Origin of the sequence: Actinomadura rayongensis (assembly GCF_009831215.1) — a bacterium.
Lineage (GTDB): Bacteria > Actinomycetota > Actinomycetes > Streptosporangiales > Streptosporangiaceae > Spirillospora > Spirillospora rayongensis.
In genome coordinates, this window is sequence record NZ_WUTW01000011.1 from 69,421 (window position 1) to 87,017 (window position 17,597).

At 72.8% G+C, this 17,597-nt stretch carries 15 protein-coding genes and 1 tRNA gene; 3 read left to right on the forward strand and 13 right to left on the reverse strand.

Annotated features, from left to right (window positions below; translation table 11 throughout):
* Positions 1-15: 15 nt before the first annotated feature.
* The 3 genes from GQ466_RS29625 to GQ466_RS29635 all read right to left on the reverse strand — a co-directional run bounded on the left by GQ466_RS29625 (position 16) and on the right by GQ466_RS29635 (position 6,319).
* Positions 16-1,488 carry a coiled-coil domain-containing protein gene (locus GQ466_RS29625; RefSeq protein WP_202421306.1) on the reverse strand — a complete coding sequence of 491 codons (1,473 nt, stop codon included), beginning with the start codon at positions 1,486-1,488 and terminating at the stop codon, positions 16-18.
* 138 nt (positions 1,489-1,626) lie between these two features.
* On the reverse strand, positions 1,627-5,559 hold the full coding sequence (gene hrpA / locus GQ466_RS29630) for an ATP-dependent RNA helicase HrpA (protein WP_202421307.1): 3,933 nt from the start codon (positions 5,557-5,559) through the stop codon (positions 1,627-1,629).
* Between the two features lie 112 nt (positions 5,560-5,671).
* A complete protein-coding gene (locus GQ466_RS29635; protein ID WP_161106380.1) occupies positions 5,672-6,319 on the reverse strand; it encodes a TetR/AcrR family transcriptional regulator in 648 nt (215 codons plus the stop codon).
* 69 nt (positions 6,320-6,388) lie between these two features.
* Here GQ466_RS29635 and GQ466_RS29640 point away from each other — a divergent pair, with 69 nt between their 5' ends.
* A complete protein-coding gene (locus GQ466_RS29640; protein WP_161106381.1) occupies positions 6,389-6,922 on the forward strand; it encodes a peroxiredoxin-like family protein in 534 nt (177 codons plus the stop codon).
* 1 nt (position 6,923) lies between these two features.
* On the opposite strand, the gene GQ466_RS29645 is transcribed toward GQ466_RS29640, so the two are convergent.
* From GQ466_RS29645 to GQ466_RS29655, 3 genes are all read right to left on the reverse strand, one after another.
* Positions 6,924-7,868 carry a quinone oxidoreductase family protein gene (locus tag GQ466_RS29645; RefSeq protein ID WP_161106382.1) on the reverse strand — a complete coding sequence of 315 codons (945 nt, stop codon included), beginning with the start codon at positions 7,866-7,868 and terminating at the stop codon, positions 6,924-6,926.
* The gene (locus GQ466_RS29650) at positions 7,868-8,878 is read right to left on the reverse strand and encodes an aldo/keto reductase (RefSeq protein WP_161106383.1); all 1,011 of its coding nucleotides are present in this window, start codon (positions 8,876-8,878) and stop codon (positions 7,868-7,870) included. Before GQ466_RS29650 ends, GQ466_RS29645 begins: the two co-directional genes overlap by 1 nt.
* Before the next feature lie 114 nt (positions 8,879-8,992).
* Complete coding sequence (locus GQ466_RS29655) at positions 8,993-9,838, reverse strand: helix-turn-helix transcriptional regulator (RefSeq protein WP_161106384.1); 846 nt, start codon at positions 9,836-9,838, stop codon at positions 8,993-8,995.
* A 91-nt stretch (positions 9,839-9,929) separates the two neighbouring features.
* Between GQ466_RS29655 and GQ466_RS29660 the strand changes: the two genes are divergently transcribed.
* Complete coding sequence (locus GQ466_RS29660) at positions 9,930-10,364, forward strand: DUF6069 family protein (protein WP_161106385.1); 435 nt, start codon at positions 9,930-9,932, stop codon at positions 10,362-10,364.
* A 3-nt stretch (positions 10,365-10,367) separates the two neighbouring features.
* On the opposite strand, the gene GQ466_RS29665 is transcribed toward GQ466_RS29660, so the two are convergent.
* Complete coding sequence (locus GQ466_RS29665) at positions 10,368-12,275, reverse strand: SpoIIE family protein phosphatase (protein WP_161106386.1); 1,908 nt, start codon at positions 12,273-12,275, stop codon at positions 10,368-10,370.
* 187 nt (positions 12,276-12,462) lie between these two features.
* The gene (locus tag GQ466_RS29670) at positions 12,463-13,098 is read right to left on the reverse strand and encodes a serine hydrolase (RefSeq protein WP_161106387.1); all 636 of its coding nucleotides are present in this window, start codon (positions 13,096-13,098) and stop codon (positions 12,463-12,465) included.
* 342 nt (positions 13,099-13,440) lie between these two features.
* Between GQ466_RS29670 and GQ466_RS29675 the strand changes: the two genes are divergently transcribed.
* Positions 13,441-13,514 (forward strand) — tRNA-Pro (locus tag GQ466_RS29675).
* Positions 13,515-13,617: 103 nt separating this feature from the next.
* On the opposite strand, the gene GQ466_RS29680 is transcribed toward GQ466_RS29675, so the two are convergent.
* The 5 genes from GQ466_RS29680 to GQ466_RS29700 form a co-directional block, all read right to left on the reverse strand.
* Entirely contained in the window at positions 13,618-14,796 is a 1,179-nt protein-coding gene (locus tag GQ466_RS29680; RefSeq protein WP_161106388.1) for a site-specific integrase, read from the reverse strand.
* A gap of 79 nt (positions 14,797-14,875) precedes the next feature.
* Entirely contained in the window at positions 14,876-15,076 is a 201-nt protein-coding gene (locus GQ466_RS29685) for a helix-turn-helix domain-containing protein (RefSeq protein WP_161106389.1), read from the reverse strand.
* A gap of 149 nt (positions 15,077-15,225) precedes the next feature.
* On the reverse strand, positions 15,226-17,013 hold the full coding sequence (locus GQ466_RS29690; RefSeq protein WP_161106390.1) for an FtsK/SpoIIIE domain-containing protein: 1,788 nt from the start codon (positions 17,011-17,013) through the stop codon (positions 15,226-15,228).
* Entirely contained in the window at positions 17,010-17,333 is a 324-nt protein-coding gene (locus GQ466_RS29695; RefSeq protein WP_161106391.1) for a hypothetical protein, read from the reverse strand. Before GQ466_RS29695 ends, GQ466_RS29690 begins: the two co-directional genes overlap by 4 nt.
* A 13-nt stretch (positions 17,334-17,346) precedes the next feature.
* Positions 17,347-17,532, reverse strand: coding sequence for a hypothetical protein (locus GQ466_RS29700; protein WP_161106392.1), 186 nt, complete (start codon positions 17,530-17,532; stop codon positions 17,347-17,349).
* Positions 17,533-17,597: the final 65 nt, after the last annotated feature.

Genomic DNA, 17,597 nt, shown 5'->3' on the forward strand with positions numbered 1-17,597 from the left:
CGATCGCGCGCCCGATCAGGGGCCGGTGAACAGCGGATCCTCGCGGTCGCCGGCCCCGTTGAGCCGCCCGGTGCCCTGGTAGGGCCGGTGCTCCGACGGCGGGGACGGTTCGGGCGGCGGCGCGGCCTGCGGGTGCGCGGCGTGCGTGGGCGCGGCGTGCGGCGGGCCCTGCGGGGGCGGGAACGCGCCCGGCGGGTGACCGGACGGCGCCTGCCCGAGCGGCTGGCCCAGCGGCGCGGGCGCGCCCCCCGGCCGCGTGGCCGGCGGAACGTTGGACGACAGCGTGTTGTGCGTGAACGTGTCGATCTGGCGGCGCGCCCGGTCGGCCTCGGCGCGCGCGGCGTCGCGCTCCTCGGCGAGCGCGGTGAGCGCGGCGCGCTGCTCGGCGACCGACTGGGCGAGCTGGCGGAGCTGCACCGACTGGTCGTTGATCTTCGCGGTGAGCTGGTCGCGTTCGGCGAGGGCGGCGTTGGCCCGCGCCAGCGCCGCGTCGCGGTCCCGGCCGGCCTCCTCGACGCGGGCACCGGCCCGCGCGGCCTCGGTCTCGGCCTCGGCGCGGGCGCGCTCGGCGGCGGCGCGCTCGGCGTCGGCCTGGCTGGCGGCCTGCAGCGCGCGCTGGCGCTGGGCCTCCCCGTCGCGCATGGCGGCGCGCAGGTCCTCGGCGGCCTGCCGCGCGACGGCGGCCTCGACGCGCTGCGCCTCGGCGGCGCTCTCGCTCTCGGCGGCCCGGGCGTGCAGCGCGACGAGTTCGGCGCGGGCGGCCTCCAGTGCGGCGAGCAGCTCGGTCTCGCGGGCGGCGATGCGGTCGCGCTCGCTCTCGGCGGCGAGCTTGGCCGTCATGGCCTGCTGCGCGATCTCGTGGGCCTCCTCCCACGCCTGCTGCGCGGCGTCGCGCTTGGCGAGCGCGGCGCGGGCCTCCTCGCGGGCGCGGCCGGCCTCGGCCTCGGCCGCCGCCGCGCGCTCGCGGGCGCCGGCGGACTCCTGGCGGGCCTCGTCGGCGCGGCGCTGGGAGATGTCGCGCTCGCTCTGCGCGGTGGCCAGCTCGCGGGCGGCCTCGGCGCGGACCTCGGCGACGCGGCGCTCGACGCCCGCGACGCTGAGTTCGGCGGTGAGGGAGTCGGCGAGCAGGTCGGCGGCCTTCTCCATCCGCTCGACCATCTCCCACGCGGCGGCGACCTGGCCGGTCAGCCCGGGGGCGTCCCGGCCGCGCTCGCGGCGCTCGCGGGCCTCGCTGGCGCAGGCGCCGTCGTCGTCCAGGCAGTAGCGGACGGTCCGGACGGCGCCCTGCGGCTGCGGCACGGGACGTCCGCAGTTCGCGCAGGGCCAGATGGTGACGGGGTCGCCCACGCGGGCCACGGCGGAGTCGCCCGCCGGGCTCGGGACAGGGGTGGCGGAGTCGCGCGGCGGGCCGTCACCGGTCACCCGGCCCCCGGCGGCCCCGGCCCCCTCCTCGGGGCCGTTGCTGTCGCGCTCATCACTGTTCGGCATGGAAGGCACCTTACGGGCAAGTAGCCGGGAACGCAGTGGTCTGAGGGGCGGATGTTTGTTTTGTGAGCATCGCAAGCGCCCAGGCCACGGCCCCGCGACGGCGCGTCCTCACCTGGACGCGTAGCCGCATCCGGACAGTCAGCCGGTGAGCTGCGCCAGCGCCTTGCGGATCCGCTTGTCCGACACGGGGAAGCGGGTGCCGAGCTGCTGGGCGAACAGGCTCACCCGGTACTCCTCCAGCATCCACCGGACGGCGCGGGCGGCCTCGTCGTCGCGCCGGGCGGGCGGCAGGCGGCGCAGCGCGGCCTCGTACTCGTGGTCCAGCGTCTCGGCCTGGTGGGCGAGCTGCCGGTCGCGGCCGGGGTTCTCGGGGAGCTTCTCCAGCCGGATCTCCAGCGCCCTGAGGTAGCGGGCGAGGTCGGGCAGCCGCTGCCGTCCGGTGTCGGTGACGAACCCCGGATGGACGAGCGCCGCCAGCCGGGCGCGCGCGTCGGTGAGGGCCGGGACGAGCGTGAGGCTCACCGTCCCGCGCAGCCGCCGGTCGATCTCGTGGGACGCGGCGAGGATCCGCTCGACCTGCGCGACGATGCCCGCCGTGACGTCGTAGAGGTCGGCGCGGACGCGGTCGTACAGCCGGGTGAAGCCCGCTTCGTCCCAGGCCGGTCCCCCGGCGTCGGCGATGAGCGCGTCGGCGGCGGCGGTGACGCAGTCGGCGAACAGGGCGTCCACCGAGCCGTGCGGGCTGTGGCTGAGCGCCAGCTTGGCACGGTTGCCGAGCCCGGCGCGGATCTGCTTGGCGGGCGACGGCGCGTTGAGCAGCACGAGCCGCCGGGTGCCGCGCCACATCGCGCGCCGCTGCTCGGCCTCGGTCTCGTACATCCGGACGGCGACCGACTCCCCTTCGTCGGTGAGCGCGGGGTACGCCTTGACCGCGTAGCCGTCCTGGCGCCGCTCGTAGGTGCGGGGCAGCTCGCCGGACGGGAAGGACGTCAGCCCGGTCCGCTCGATCCCGCCCGCCGACGCCGCCTGGGCCAGCGTGCCGCGCATCTCGCGCGCGAGCCGCCGTTTGAGCGCGTCGAGGTCGGTGTCCTCGGCGACCGTGCGTCCGGAAGCGTCCACGACGCGGAACGTCAGCCGCAGGTGCGCGGGCAGCCGGGACGGGTCCCACGCCTCGCGCGCGACGGGCACGCCGCCGAGCGCGGTCAGCTCGCGTTCGAGGGCGTCCAGCAGCGGTTCGGTGCGCGGCGCGACGCGTTCCAGGACGCGGCGCGCGAAGTCCGGCGCCGGGACGAAGTTGACCCGCAGCTGCTTGGGCAGCGACCGGATCAGCTCGGTGACCAGCTCGGCGCGCAGCCCCGGGACCTGCCAGTCGAAGCCGTCCGGCCGCACCTGGTTGAGGATCTGCAGCGGGACGTGGACGGTCACGCCGTCGGCGGCGGCGCCCGGCTCGAACTGGTAGGTCAGCCGCAGCCGCAGCGGCCCCTGCTTCCACGTGTCGGGGTAGTCGTCCTCGCTGACGTCGCCGGCGCTCGCGTTGATGAGCATCGACTTCTCGAAGTTGAGCAGGTCGGGCTCGGTGCGGCGGGCCTGCTTCCACCAGGCGTCGAAGTGGCGTCCGGACACGACGTCGGCGGGGACGCGCGCGTCGTAGAAGGAGAACAGCGTCTCGTCGTCCACGAGGATGTCGCGGCGGCGGGCGCGGTGCTCCATCTCCTCGACCTCGTCCAGGAGCGCGCGGTTGTCGTGGAAGAACTTGTGGTGCGTCTGCCAGTCGCCCTCGACCAGCGCGTGGCGCAGGAACAGCTCGCGGGCCAGGTCGGGCTCGATCGCGCCGTAGTTGACGCGGCGGCGCGCGACGATCGGCACGCCGTACAGCGTGACCGTCTCGTACGCCATCACGGCCGCCTGCTTCTTGGACCAGTGCGGCTCGCTGTAGGTGCGCTTCACCAGATGGCCGGCCAGCGGCTCGACCCACTCCGGCTCGATCTTGGCGTTGGTGCGCGCCCACAGCCGGGACGTCTCGACCAGCTCCGCCGACATGATCCAGCGCGGCGGCTTCTTGAACAGCGCCGACCCGGGGAACACGGCGAACTTGGCGCCGCGCGCGCCCAGGTACTCCTGCCCGCGGCGGCGCTTGTCGCGCGGCTCGTCCTTGGTGTCGGTGTCCATCAGCCCGATGTGGGACAGCAGGCCCGCCAGCAGGGACACGTGGACGCGGTCGGGCGGCGCGTCGGCGCTGTTGACCGTCACGCCGAGGCCCTTGGCGACCTGGGCGAGCTGGGAGTGCAGGTCCTGCCACTCGCGGACGCGCAGGTAGTGCAGGAACTCGTTCTTGCACAGCCTGCGGAACCGACTGCCCGACAGCTCGCGCTGCTGCTCGCGCAGGTAGTTCCAGAGGTTCAGGTAGGACAGGAAGTCCGAGGTGGGGTCGGCGAAGCGGCGGTGGTGCTCGTCGGCGGCCTGCTGCTGGTCGGCGGGACGCTCGCGCGGGTCCTGGATGGACAGCGCCGCCGCGATGACCAGCACCTCGCGGACGCAGCCGTTGGCGTCGGCCGCCAGCACCATCCGGCCGAGGCGCGGGTCGATGGGGAGCTGCGCGAGGCGCCGTCCGGTCTCGGTGAGCCGCTTCTTCGGGTCCTTCTCGGCCGGGTCCAGCGCGCCGAGTTCGTGCAGCAGGTCGACGCCGGCCTTGACGTTGCGGCGGTCCGGCGGCTCCACGAACGGGAACGCGGCGATGTCGCCGAGCCCGAGCGCCGTCATCTGCAGGATGACCGACGCGAGGTTGGTGCGCAGGATCTCCGGGTCGGTGAACTCCGGACGGCTCTCGAAGTCGTCCTCGGAGTACAGCCGGATGCAGATGCCCTCCGACACGCGTCCGCAGCGGCCCTTGCGCTGGTTCGCCGACGCCTGCGACACCGGCTCGATCGGCAGCCGCTGCACCTTCAGCCGGTGGCTGTAGCGGGAGATCCGCGCGGTGCCCGGGTCGATGACGTACTTGATGCCGGGGACGGTCAGCGACGTCTCGGCGACGTTCGTGGACAGGACGATCCGGCGTCCCCGGTGCGGCTGGAACACCCGGTGCTGCTCGGCCGACGACAGCCGCGCGTACAGCGGCAGGACCTCGGTCGCGGGGCCGCGCCGGTGCCGCAGGTGCTTGTCCAGGGCGTCGGCCGTGTCGCGGATCTCGCGCTCGCCGCTGAGGAAGACGAGGACGTCGCCGGGGGCCTCGCGCTCCAGCTCGTCGACGGCGTCCAGGATGCCCTGGATCTGGTCGGCGTCGTCGCCGTCCTCGGCGAGCGGACGGTACCGGACCTCGACCGGGTAGGTGCGGCCGGAGACCTCCACGATCGGGGCATCGCCGAAGTGCCGCGAGAACCGCTCGGGGTCGATCGTCGCCGACGTGATGATGATCTTGAGGTCGGGCCGGCGCGGCAGGATCTCGCGCAGGTAGCCGAGCAGGAAGTCGATGTTGAGGCTGCGCTCGTGCGCCTCGTCGATGATCAGCGTGTCGTAGCGGCGCAGCAGCCGGTCGGTCTGGATCTCGGCGAGCAGGATGCCGTCGGTCATGAGCTTGACGAGCGTGTCGTCGCTGGACCGGTCCGTGAAGCGGACCTTGTAGCCGACGGCCTCGCCGAGTTCGGTGCCCAGTTCCTCGGCGATGCGGTCGGCGACGGTCCGGGCGGCGAGCCGCCTCGGCTGGGTGTGGCCGATGGAGCCGAGCACGCCCCGGCCGAGCTCCAGGCAGATCTTGGGGAGCTGCGTCGTCTTGCCGGACCCGGTCTCACCGGCGACGATGACGACCTGGTGGTCGCGGATCGCGGCGGCGATGTCGTCCTTCTTCTGGCTGACCGGCAGCTCCGCCGGATAGGTCACGGCGGGCACGGCCGCGCGCCGCCGGGCGATCCGCGCCTCGGCGGCCTCGACCTCGGCGGCGATCTGGGCGACCACCCCGGCGCGCCGCCGCTCGTCGCGCAGATTCTGCGCGCCGTCCAGTCGGCGCCGCAGCCGGTGCCGGTCGAACGGGGCGAGCTCGGGCAGGCGCGCCCGCAGATCGGCGAGCGGCGAACTCAACGAAGACCTCATAACCACAGAGCAGGATAGGCGGCGGCGCGCCGGGTCCCTCGACCGGCCGCCGCACGACCTCCGCACGGTAGCGCCGGACCGCCGGGCGCGGCGACCCGTTTTACGGCCGGTGCTCCTCGGCTGCCAACGCCGTGCCGGGGGCGTCCATTCCCCCGAGCAGCAGGTCCAGGCCGCGCCGGAACTCGGCGGCGGCGTCGATGCGGGCGGCGTCGCGGGCGGTCGCGGCCATCAGGGGGAACGCGTCGGCGGGCAGGGCGGCGATCGCGCCGGTGCCGGGTCCCGCGAGCGGGCCGAGGTGTTCGAGCTGGACGGCGCCGATCACGTAGGCCGTCAGCGAGCGCAGCGCCACCACGCGGGCGGCGCCGGTGACGCCCGCGCCGGTCAGGACCTCCAGGACGGTCTCCGACCAGCGCAGCAGCCCCGGCGAGCGGTGCCGGTGCGCGACGGTCAGCGGCAGGATCGCCGGATGCGCGGCGACGGCGGCGCGGACGCGCTCGGCGAGGTCGGCGACGCGGTCCCGCCAGCGGCCGGGCGGCGGGGGCGTCGTGTCGACGGCGGCGAAGACCGCGTCGACCATCATCTCCTCCAGCTCGTCGCGGTCCTCGACGTAGCGGTAGAGGGCCATCGTGCTGACGCCGGTCTCCCGGGCGACGGCGCGCATGGTCAGCGCGGCGAGGCCGTCGCGGTCCAGGACGGCGAGCGCGGCGGCGGCGATCTGCGGCCGGGTCAGGGAACGGGGACGAGGCATCGGACTTGACAGCGTACGGCATACGCTTACGCTCGTAGGTGTACGCCATACACCTACAGAGGAGCGCCGATGCGCGAGGTTCCCTTCCGCGAGCTGGCCGCCGTCCACGGGCCGCCAGTACCGATTCCGGACCCCGGCCGGCTCGTCCACCTGCAGTTCCGCCGGTTCGCCGGGTGCCCGGTGTGCAACCTGCACCTGCGGTCGGTGGCCGTCCGGCACGACGAGATCGAGCGGGCCGGGATCCGGGAGGTCGCCGTCTTCCACTCCCCCGCCGACGAGCTGCGCGAGCACACCGCGGACCTGCCGTTCGCCGTCGTCGCCGACCCCGGCCGCGCCCTCTACCGGGAGTTCGGCGTGGAGCGCGGGCCGCGGGCGCTGCTCGACCCGCGCGTGTGGCCGACGATCGCGCGGGCGGTCGCGGCCTCGTCCGTCCGGGCGGCGCGGGGGCGCGACCGGCTCCCGGCCGCCCGCCCGTCCGGCGGGCGGCTCGGGTTGCCCGGCGACTTCCTCGTCGCGCCGGACGGCACGGTCGTCGCGCACAAGCTCGGACGGCACGCCGGCGACCAGTGGCCGGTGGACGAGATCCTCGCCCTGGCCCGCTGACTCACACGGCGAGGACGAGCTTGCCGGTCGTGCTCCCCGACTCGATCCGGCGGTGCGCCTCGGCCGCCGCGTCCAGCGGCAGCGTCTCGTGGACGAGCCGCAGCCCGCCCCCGGCCGCCGCCGCGACGGCCCGGCGCAGCGCCCGGCCCGCCTCGGCGGGGAACCGCGCCGCGAAGTCGGCCATGTTGAACCCCGACACGGTCTTGTTCGACAGCCACAGCTCGTTCGCCGGGACGCCGACGTCGTCGGCCCCCGAGGCGTTGCCGAGGACGACCAGCCGCCCCATCGGCGCGAGCAGGTCCAGGCTCGCGCGCCGCGCCGGGCCGCCGACCATGTCCACGACCACGTCGAACCGCTCGGCGAGCGGCGCGTCGCGCAGGACGACCTCGTCGTAGCCGAACGCGCGCGCCGTCTCGAACTTGGCCGGGGAGCCGACCGTCCCGACGACCCGGCCCGCGCCGAGCAGCCGCGCGGCCTGCCCGAGCATCCCGCCGACGCCCCCGGCCGCGGCGTGGACGAGCACGCTCTCCCCCGGCTCGATTCGCGCGACCCGGTCCAGGGCGAGGAACGCGGTCGTCCCGTTGGACGGCAGGCCAGCCGCCGTCTCGGCCGCCAGCCCGTCCAGCGGGACGACCAGCTCCGCCGACGTCACCGCCACCTCGGCGTACCCGCCGCCGTCGACGATCGTCAGCGCGGCGACCGGCGTCCCCGGCGCGAGGCCCACGACGTCCGGGCCGGTCGCGCGGACGCGGCCCGCGACCTCGATGCCCGGCACGAACGGGAGCGGCACGTCCACCAGCCCCCGCCGGTACAGGATCTCGGCGAAGTTGGCACCCGCGTACGCCACGTCGATCGCGACCTCGCCCGGCCCCGGTTCGGGCGCGGCCACGTCGGCGACGCGCAGCACGCCCGCCGCGCCGAACTCGGGGATGACGACGGCGCGCATCAGTACCGTCCGCCGGCGGGCGCGGGGAGCGCGTCCAGTTCGGCGAGGTCGGTGGCGGTCAGGTCCAGGTCGGCGGCCCCGGCGTTCTCCCGCAGGTACTTCTCCTTCTTCGTGCCCGGGATCGGGAGGACGTGCTCGCCCTGCGCGAGCGTCCACGCGATGGCCACCTGCGCGGGCGTGGCGCCGTGCCGGGCCGCGACGGCGCGGACCGCGTCCACGATCCGCTGGTTGGCCTTCATCGCCTCCTCCTGGAAGCGCGGGTTGCGGGACCGGAAGTCGTCGTCGGCCAGGTCGGCGGACGTGACCGTCCCGGTGAGGAAGCCCCGGCCGAGCGGCGAGAACGGCACGAACGCCGCGCCGTTCTCGCGGCACCAGCCGACGACGTCCCCGACCTCGGTCGCCGTGGACGAGTCCTGGTCCGCGCCGCCGCCCGCGATGCCGCCGGGCGCGCCGAGCGCGTCGCGCGTCCACAGCGACAGCTCCGACTGGATCGCCGCGACCGGGTGGATCACGTGCGCCTCCGCCGCCTGCGCGACCGTCACCTCCGACAGCCCGAGGTGCTTGACCTTGCCCTCGGCGACCAGCTCGGCCATCGCGCCGTAGGTGTCGGCCAGCGGCACCTGCGGGTCGATGCGGTGCAGGTAGTACAGGTCGATGACGTCGACGCCGAGCCGCCGCAGGCTGTCCTCCGCCGACGCCTTCACGTGCTCGGGGGTGGCGAGGCGGCGCATCGCCGCCGGGTCGGGACGGTCCGCGACCAGCCCCGTCTTCGTCGCGACGACCACGTCCGCGCGACCCCCGGCCAGCGCGCGTCCGACCAGCGTCTCGTTGTGCCCGACGCCGTAGATCTGGGCGGTGTCGATGAACGTCACGCCGAGGTCGAACGCCTGGCGGATCAGCGCGACCGACGTGTCGTCGTCCCGCTCGGACGCCGAGTACGCCCAGCTCATGCCCATGCAGCCCAGCCCGACCGCGCCGACCGGCGTGCCCGCGAACTCCCGTGTGCGCATCTGTGCTCTCCCTCCGGCAACGGAGCGGCGGGGCGCCGCTCCGGTCACGATCATGCTCGGCCCGCCCGGAGGGGAACAGACGCGGTTGATCCTGGGTGTGGCACCACCAGTTTGTCAGGCCGGGTTCGCCAGCCGGATCCGCGCCATCAGGCGTTCGAGGCGCTCGTCGGTCCCGGTGCCGGGATGCGGGTGGTGCAGCACCAGGTTGCAGCCCGGCGCGTCGGGCAGCGCGAGCACGACCGCGTCGAAGACCATCTCGCCCGCCTCCGGGTGCCGGATCGCCTTCACGGCCTGCGCGTGCGCGGTCACCTCGTGCCGGTCCCACAGGTCGGCGAACTCGGGGCTGACGGCGGCGAGGTCGGCGGCGATCCGCGCGAACTCGGGGTCCTCGGGGAAGCGGGCCGCGTCGGCGCGGAACCGGGCGACGACGCCGGGCGCGGACTCGGCCCAGTGGGCGTTCATCCGCCGGTAGCGGGCGCTCGTGAAGAACGTGACCAGGCAGTTGTGATCGGTGTCGCCGTAGCCGAAGCACGCCCGGGCCGCGTCGTTGATCACAAGGAAGTTCCAGTGCCGGTCGCGGATGTAGCCCGGACGGGGCGACCAGGCGTCCAGCACCTGCCGCAGCTCGGGCGTCGGCGTCACGGCCTCCGGCTCCGCGCGCGGCGGGTTCAGCCCGGCCAGCAGGTACAGGTGCTCGCGTTCGGCGCGGTCCAAGCGGAGCGCGCCCGCGATGGCGTCCAGGACGTCGCCGGACACCTTGATGTCGCGGCCCTGCTCCAGCCACGTGTACCAGGACACGCCGACGCCCGCGAGGACCGCGACCTCCTCGCGGCGCAGGCCAGGGGTCCGCCGCCGTCCCGACGACGGCATCCCAACGTCGGCCGGGGTGAGGCGGGCGCGCCGCGACCGCAGGAAGTCGCGGAGGTCATCGCGGCGCCGTGCGTCCGGGGAGGCGGTCATGCCGTCACCCTAACCGGCGGCGCGGCAAAGACCCGGCCAAGGCTGCCGCCGCCGGGCGTCCGGGCCGGTCCCGGCGGGGAACGAACCGGGCATGACCTACGGAGACGGCCGTTCCGGCGTCCAGGCCGGACGACTCTGGGCGGGCGGCGTCGCGACCGCCGTCGTCGCCGGGTTCGTCGGCGCCGTCGGCGTGCTCGTCGCGCGCGGCGTGCTCGACATCCCCGTCTGGCTCCCGGCCGGGGAGAACCGCGTCGCCGACGCGTCCGCGCTCGGGGTCGCGCTCACCGGGGCCGTCGCCGCGCTGGTCGCGACCGCCGTCCTGCACCTGCTCATGGCGACGACGCCGAGCCCGCGCCGGTTCTTCGGCTGGATCGTCGCGCTCGCGACCGTCGTGGCGATGGTGTGGCCGTTCACGCTCGACATGTCGCTGCCGGGCGAACTGGCCGGGGCCGTGATCGCGGGGCTCACCGGGCTGGCGATCGGGTCGCTGCTGACGTCCGTCGCGGTGTCCGCGTCCCGGCCCTGACGCTCACTCCACCCGGACGGCGAACAGCGTCGTGTCGTCGGCCGACCGGTCCGGGCGCATGCCCGTCAGCGCGCGGTCCATCACCTGCGCCAGGTCGGCCGGGCTCTCGCGGAGCAGGTCGGTGAGCCGGTTGATGCCGTCGGTGAGATCGGCGTCGCGGCGCTCCACCAGCCCGTCGGTGTAGAGGAACACGATGTCGTCGGGGTACAGGCGGATCTCGTGCGTCGTGTACTCCACGCCCGCGACCGCGCCGAGCATCGGGTCGGGCTCGCCCTGGAGCTGCACGGCCGTCCCGCCGCGCAGCAGGATCGGCGGCAGATGGCCCGCCGACGCCCAACCGAGCGTGTTCCCGTCCGGGTCGTACCGTCCGACCAGCGCGGTGCCCGTCGTCGGCTCGGTGTCGTTGACCAGCTCGTTCAGCCAGCCGACGAGCCGTCCGGGCGGCTCGCCCGTCGAGGCCAGCCCGAGGAGGCCGTTGCGGCTGCGCGCCATCGCCTCGGCCGCCGGAAGCCCGTGGCCCGCGACGTCGCCGATCGCGAACAGGCCCGTCCCGTCCGGCAGCTCGCGGGTCGCGAACCAGTCCCCGCCGATCCGCGCGGCGGTCTCGGCCGCCAGGCTGCGCACCGCGACGCGCAGCCCCGGAAGCTGCCGGACGTCGTTGTCGTCGGGCAGGATCGCGCGCCGCAGCGTCACCGCGAGCCGCTGCTGCTCGGCCGTCCGCGCCTGCTGGCGCTGCATCTGGCGGCGCGTCTGGGTCAGCGCGCGCTCGATGCGGCGCCGCCGGGTGATGTCCTGCGACACGATGTTGACCGAGACGGGCAGGCCGCCGCTGTCCAGCACCGGTTCGGCGAACACCCACAGCGACCGGTAGCGTCCGCCCGACAGCGCGACGCGGTGCTCCACCTCGACCGGCTCCAGCCGCGTGAACAGCGTCTGGAGGGCGTCCTCGACGAGCGGGATGTCGGCGGGCGCCACGACCTTCGCCAGATCGCCCGGCGACGGCGGCGCCTCCGACACCGACACCCCGTAGTTCGCCGCCATCTGGGTGGACCACTCCACCTCGCCGCTGATCAGGTCCCACTCGCCGAACCCGAGCCGGCCGAGGCGCTCGACGCGGTTCAGCCGGCGGCGCGCCCGGTCCTCCTCGAAGTGGTAGCGCCAGGTCTGGCAGATGCCCGTCGGGACGCGCACGACCCGCACCGTCATTCGCGACGACTTGGAGACGCCCTCCTGCGCCGTCGAGTACACCAGCGGACCGCCGTGGTACGGCTCGCCCTTCTCCAGGACGTTCACGAACGCGTCGAACAGGCCGGACAGCGCGGTGCCCGGGTCCATCCGCAGCAGCCGGCGTCCGCGCAGCTCGTCGGCGCCCCGGCCGAACAGGTCGCGGGCCGTGTCGTTCAGATCGGCGTAGAGGAAGTCGTAGACGCGTCCGTCGTCGCGGCGGACGGGCACCAGGTGCGCGGCGCTGTCGAGGGTGGCGTCCAGGACGGCCCTGGCGTGCACGTCCTCGGGGAGCGCGGCGATCGTCTCGGCGTCGCCGGAGGTGTTGGCGGCCGTGACCGACCGCAGCACCTCCTCGCGGTCCTTCTCGCCGGGCGGACGCGCGTTGAGCGACTCCTCGACCTCCGGCGCCGGGGTCGGCGGCACGTCCGGCGTGGACTCCTCGCCGCCCGGAGCGCGCGCCACCAGCGCCGCCGCCTCGGCCAGCTCCAGGTCCATGTCGCGGGCCAGCCAGATCAGGTGCTGGAGCGCCTCGCCCGGCGGGACGCCGAGCCGGCTGGCGAGCGCGCCGCGCGCCTCCGCGATGAGCGCCCGGTCCCGGACGGCGCCGCGCAGGTCGGAGAGATCCGCGGAGCGGGCGTCGGCGGAGCCCTCGTCCGCAGGAGGCGTGCCGTCGTCAGCGCTCACGCGTGCTCCCCCGTCCCCCTTCTCGTGTGACCTCTCGTCCTAGAAAAGGTACATAGGTCGAGGAAGGGCGGCCTCTGGCAATTTCGTCCTCATGCCAGGTTTTTGCACTGCGTTTTCTTGCGTCGCCCCGCCGCCGCAGGACGTCTTCCGCTTCATGATCCTTACCCGTCCGCGCGCGTCCCGCACCTCATCCGGCGGCCTTTTCGATCTTCCTCGTGAAGGCCGTCAGCCGCGCCGCCGACTCCCCGAACCCCGCCCCCGCAGGCTGCAGCGTGAGGATCACGACGATGCGCCGCTCATGCTCGACCAGCCCGGTCGTATGCAGAACAGGCCGCCCCAACCCGAGATCCACCCTCCGGAACAAGCCCTCAGCGGCCGGCCGACAAGGCGCGACCGGACGCTCCCCGAACCCGGACCACCCCTGCTTCACCGCCCACGGCCGCTTCGTCGCGGACGGTATCCCGAACGACTGGTCGAACCCGTCCGTCCCGCACCGCGTGGACCGCCGCAGATGCCCCAGCACCAACTCCCGATCCCGCGCCGGAGCCCGCTCCAGCAGAAACCGGTAGACGGCAACGACATCCGCCGCACTCAACGCCGTATACCCCCAGAACCCAGGCAAAGCAGCAGGCGGCGGAGCCGTATCCCGCAGCCCGATCCGCGCGGCCTGACGCCGAACGATCGCTCCCTGCCCACCCCGCTTCCACAAGGCGGTCGCAGCTTTGTCGTCACTAGACCGCAACATGACCCGCAACAACCGCTGATCCCCCACAGGCACCCGCCCCCGCCCCCGCAGGTAGTCGAGCGCGATGAGCAACTTCACGACGGACGCCGACCGGAACGTCAGACGAGGATTCCGCTGCAGCACGACAGCCCGCGTCGCCCGATCAAAAACGACATACCCCACCTTGACCCCACGAGGCCCCTCAGGCGCAACCCGCCGCACCACCGACGGCGAAGCCACAACCCGCGTAGACGCCGAGGTCACAGCAGGCGAAGCACCAGACCCCCCACCCCCAGAACACCCAACAGCCCCAACCAACACCACCGCGGCCACAACACAACCCCGCCCGACCGAACCCCCCACCCCGACCACCCTCGCCAAACGAAGTACGCAGTGCGCTGCCGACTGCGCTAGAGTAATCACGCCTGCTGCGGCGGGCACCGGGACGTAGCGCAGTTTGGCAGCGCACTTGACTGGGGGTCAAGGGGTCGTGGGTTCAAATCCCGCCGTCCCGACAGAGTAACCGCAGGTCAAAAGGGTCTTGAGGCTGAGCCTCGGGACCCTTTTTCGACGTTCAAAGCTTCTCGGGAGCCAAACGGGGAGCCACTCACATCAGACCTACGCGGACTTGCTCGCGCCGAACACGACGTTCATCGCCTCGGCGCCCTTGGTGATGACCGGCTTGAGCTGGTGCCGGTAGACCTCTTCTGTGACCGCCGTGGACGAGTGGCCGCAGAGGTCGGCGATGTTCTCGATCGGAACACCGCTGTCGCTCATGATCGAGACGAACGAGTGCCGCAGTTCGCGAGGCGTCCACGCCTCCCCGATGCCCGCCTTCTTGGTGATGAGCCGGAACGCACGCCGCACGTTAGCCGCGTCGAGCGGCGTACCGGTCGGCGAGCAGAAGACGAGGCCGTTGGCCTGCCAGGCGTCGCCCGCCCTGAGCCGATGGGCGGCCTGACGCGTGTGGTGTTTCCTCAGTGCCTCCGCCGCTTGCTGCGGGATCTCCAGCGTCCGGCGCGACCTCTCCGTCTTCGTGTCACCGTGCTTCCGCACGGACCGCCAGACGTAGAGGGCGAACCGCTTGTGCTCGAAGCCCGCTTCGGTGACCGGACACCACGCCTTCCGCTCGTCCACCCACGCGACGACGTGATCCCAACGGAGCGCGCGGGCCTCCTCCGTCCGGATGCCAGTCATGAGGCTGACGACGACGTAGCCGTGCAGCCGAGACGACTCGGCGTGCTTGAGCACTACGGTCGCCTGTTCGAGTGTGAGCGCCTTGCTCGGACGCCCCTCGCGCCCCTTCGGCGTCGTGACCAGTTCGGCGACGTTCCGGAGCACATAGCTCCGCGCCTGCGCTTGCCGAATCGTCCGCTTGAGGATGCCGTGGACGAGTCGGAGTGTCCGCGTCGAAAGCGTTTCGGTGAGCCCGTCGAGCCAGGTGTCAACGTCGTCCGCTTCCAAGTCGCCGAGGAGCGGCTTGCCGATCAACGGAATGATGTGCTTCTCGGCAAGCGCCCGGTAGTTGGAGACCGTGTCGGGGTCGAGTCCTTTGATCCCCTTGTCGAGCCAGTCCTCGACAGCCCTGCCGACCGTGTAGTTCGCGGGGACCTTGATGCCGGACTCCAGCGCTTCCACGGCCTTCTTGAGCTTGTCCTTGACCTCGGCCTTGGTGCGGCCCTTCCGCTTGATCCGCTTGCGCTTGCCATCGGGGGTGAACCCGAGGGAGACGGCCCCGGTGAACCGGTCTCCCTCGGGATAGATCGTCCCCTCGTACTTGCCGATGATGATCTTCAACTGTGGGGGAATCCTTCCTCGTTCCGAGTGGGTAGGTGGTCGCCGTTGTTCCTGCTAGCGACGGCGACCACTCACCACACTAGCCCAAGACGTCCCAAGACGTCCCTTGCTCGTCGGGGACTTCGAGCGAGGCGACGAAGTCGGCGAGGTGCTGATCAGTGATCCGGCGAAGGCGGTCGATCTTGATGCTCTGGAGTCGGCCCGTCCGGATGAGGGCATAGACCTTGTCCCGCCCGATCTGCAGGATCTCGGCGACCTGCTCGACGGTGTATGCCTGCATGACCACCTCCGTTCTCCCGAGCGCTCTCGGGTCGTGTAGGTCGTAGCGATGATCTCCGTTCGTCACGTTGGGTGATTGTCTTCGTCTTTGTCTACGGCTTGTCGATGCGCCATACGTGCAGGCGCACGCGAGACGTAGACGTAGACAAGTCACGGAGAGTCGTCGGTGACGCTGCGCCAGTGTCCGCGCGAGACCTGAGTGACGCGACCGGCGTCGGCGAGTTCACGAAGCCGTTGGTAGATCCAGGGACGGCTACGGCCGGTCGCCGTGACGAGGTGAGGGACGGTGCATCCCTCGTCGGGTGCCGTGGAGAGCAGGTCCCACAGGACGGCTTCTGAGTCGTCGGCCTGCCCTTCGTCGGGCGCGGTGTCGAGGGACGGCCCGTTGTGCGCTTCCTCGATCGCCGTGCGGGAGACGGTGTCGAGTTCGGGTCGGTGGTCGGCGTAGTGGTCGGCGGTGCGGGTGACGGTTTTGTCGGTGAGCAGGTAGGCGCGGGCACGGCGCGGAACGTCGTGGTCCGGCGCGCTGATGAGGAACTTGCCGGGAGCGTTAAGGGTGTGGGCGTGCCATCCGGCGTTCAGCATTCCTTGTCCGAGGATGAGGTCGACGTCCTTGCGTTCGCGGACGCGGAAGCTCATCCGGACGTCCATCTGCGAGCGGACGGCTCCCTTGCCCATCGCCTTTTGGGTCGGTCGCTGGGTGGCGGCGATGAGGGTTACTGCGACGGCTCGGCCGCGTCGGGCGATGGAGTCGGTGTCGGGAATGGCGTCGGGTGCGTCGTCGGTGAGTTCGGCGTACTCGTCGATGACGATGACGAGCGCGGGCATGTCCGGGGATGGTTCCCACACGCGCCGTCCCTGCGTGGCGAGCGCCGACGCACGCGCTTCGAGAACGGCGACGGCGTCGCGCAGCAGGGTCCGGGCCTGTTCGGGCGTGGTCGCCAAGCGGTCGATGCACGATGCCCATGGCTGGAGTTCCATGCCGCGTTTGAGGTCGACGGCCCAGACGACGACGTCGGGGCAGGCGACGAGGTTGCCCATCAGGACGTTGATTCCGCCGCTCTTGCCTGAGCCGGCGACGCCTCCGATGAGGGCGTGACGACGCAGGAACGACACGCGTGCGGCGGTTGCGTCCTCGAACGGCCCCAAGTCGATCGGTTCGGCGATCGAGGAGACGGACGGTCCGGGCCAAGCGATGGCGTCGGCGTGCGGATCGGTGTCGAGTACGCGCAACTCGAAGCGGTTGGCCTTACCGTCCCGCGTAGGCATAACCCGTACAGCTCCCCGGAAAGTGCCGAGAGCCGACTCGATGGCAGGGACCTTGCCGGTGACGTCGGCGAGCGTCTGCCCACGGGCGAGCGCGAACCGCGCCCGCCATCCCCACACGTCCGCCATCGCCGATTGGACAGCCGAGCCAGGTAGCCCGATGGTGCGAGCGATGTCGGGCCACGCGGCCAACTGTCGGTCCACGCGGACGCGTGCGCGCCGTCGCCGATGCGCCCACCACGGCAGCGCCAGCACGAACGCACCGCAGACCAGCAGTTGCGGCAACGGCGTCCACAGCGGTCCGAGCGCGACGGCCGAAGCCAACCACGCACCGGCGGCGAATGCCACAAGCGCGGCGTAGAGGCGTTCGCCACGACGGGTGAGCCCGACCCGCTCACCGATACCTGCGGACGCCGACGCGAGCGCGGTGCCGAACCCGAGCAGGTACGGCCACCATCCGGGATGTTCGAAGTGAAGGACGGCCGCGCCGACGACGAGCGCAGACGTCGCGTACAGGGGCGCGAGTTCGGACCGGTACCGCCAGAGCGCACGGCCGACAAGGACGATGGCGAGGTCGGGAAGACGTTCGTCGCCGTTGATGAGGACGACGGGCTGAAGACCGTTGCGGCGCATCGTGCGCGCATGCCGCCGCATCTGCCGGGCGCGGCTCATGCGCGCCCCCAGCCGTCAGGCGGAAGGAACCCCTGCGCGCGCAGCTCGTCACGCAGGTAGTACAGCGGGTCGGGCTCAGCGTCGTGATGAGCGTGGAGGGTGGCGCGGGCTGCAGCGGCGAGATTGGCGCTGTCTCGGCGGAGTTCGCCGGCCTCGGCGATGAGCAGTGAGGCGTTCGTGAGCGCGTGGTCGAGGCGAAGCCATACGGTCGTGAGCCGGGGCATGGCGTCGGACAGGTGGGCGAGGGTTTCGCGGGCGATGCGGTTGCGGTTGCGGGCCTCCTGGAGGTCGAGCGTGGTGCGGTGAGGACGGTTGGGCACGGGCATCCCTCCTTCAGCGTTGGGTGAGGGTGAGCAGCGCGGAGACGAAGCGTCGGATCTCCGGTGCCGCGCTGGTGGCGGCGAGGAAGAACCCGAACAGCAGGCAGACGGCGATGTGCCAGACGCGCAGTCCCATGTAGCGCCAGAGGAACCACACGCCGGCGCCGAGGATGGCGACGAGCGGAACCGTGACGGTCATCGCGTCAGTTCCACGGCCCGGACAGGTGCGGACCCCTGCGGCGCCGCCAGCGGGAGCGGGCTCGG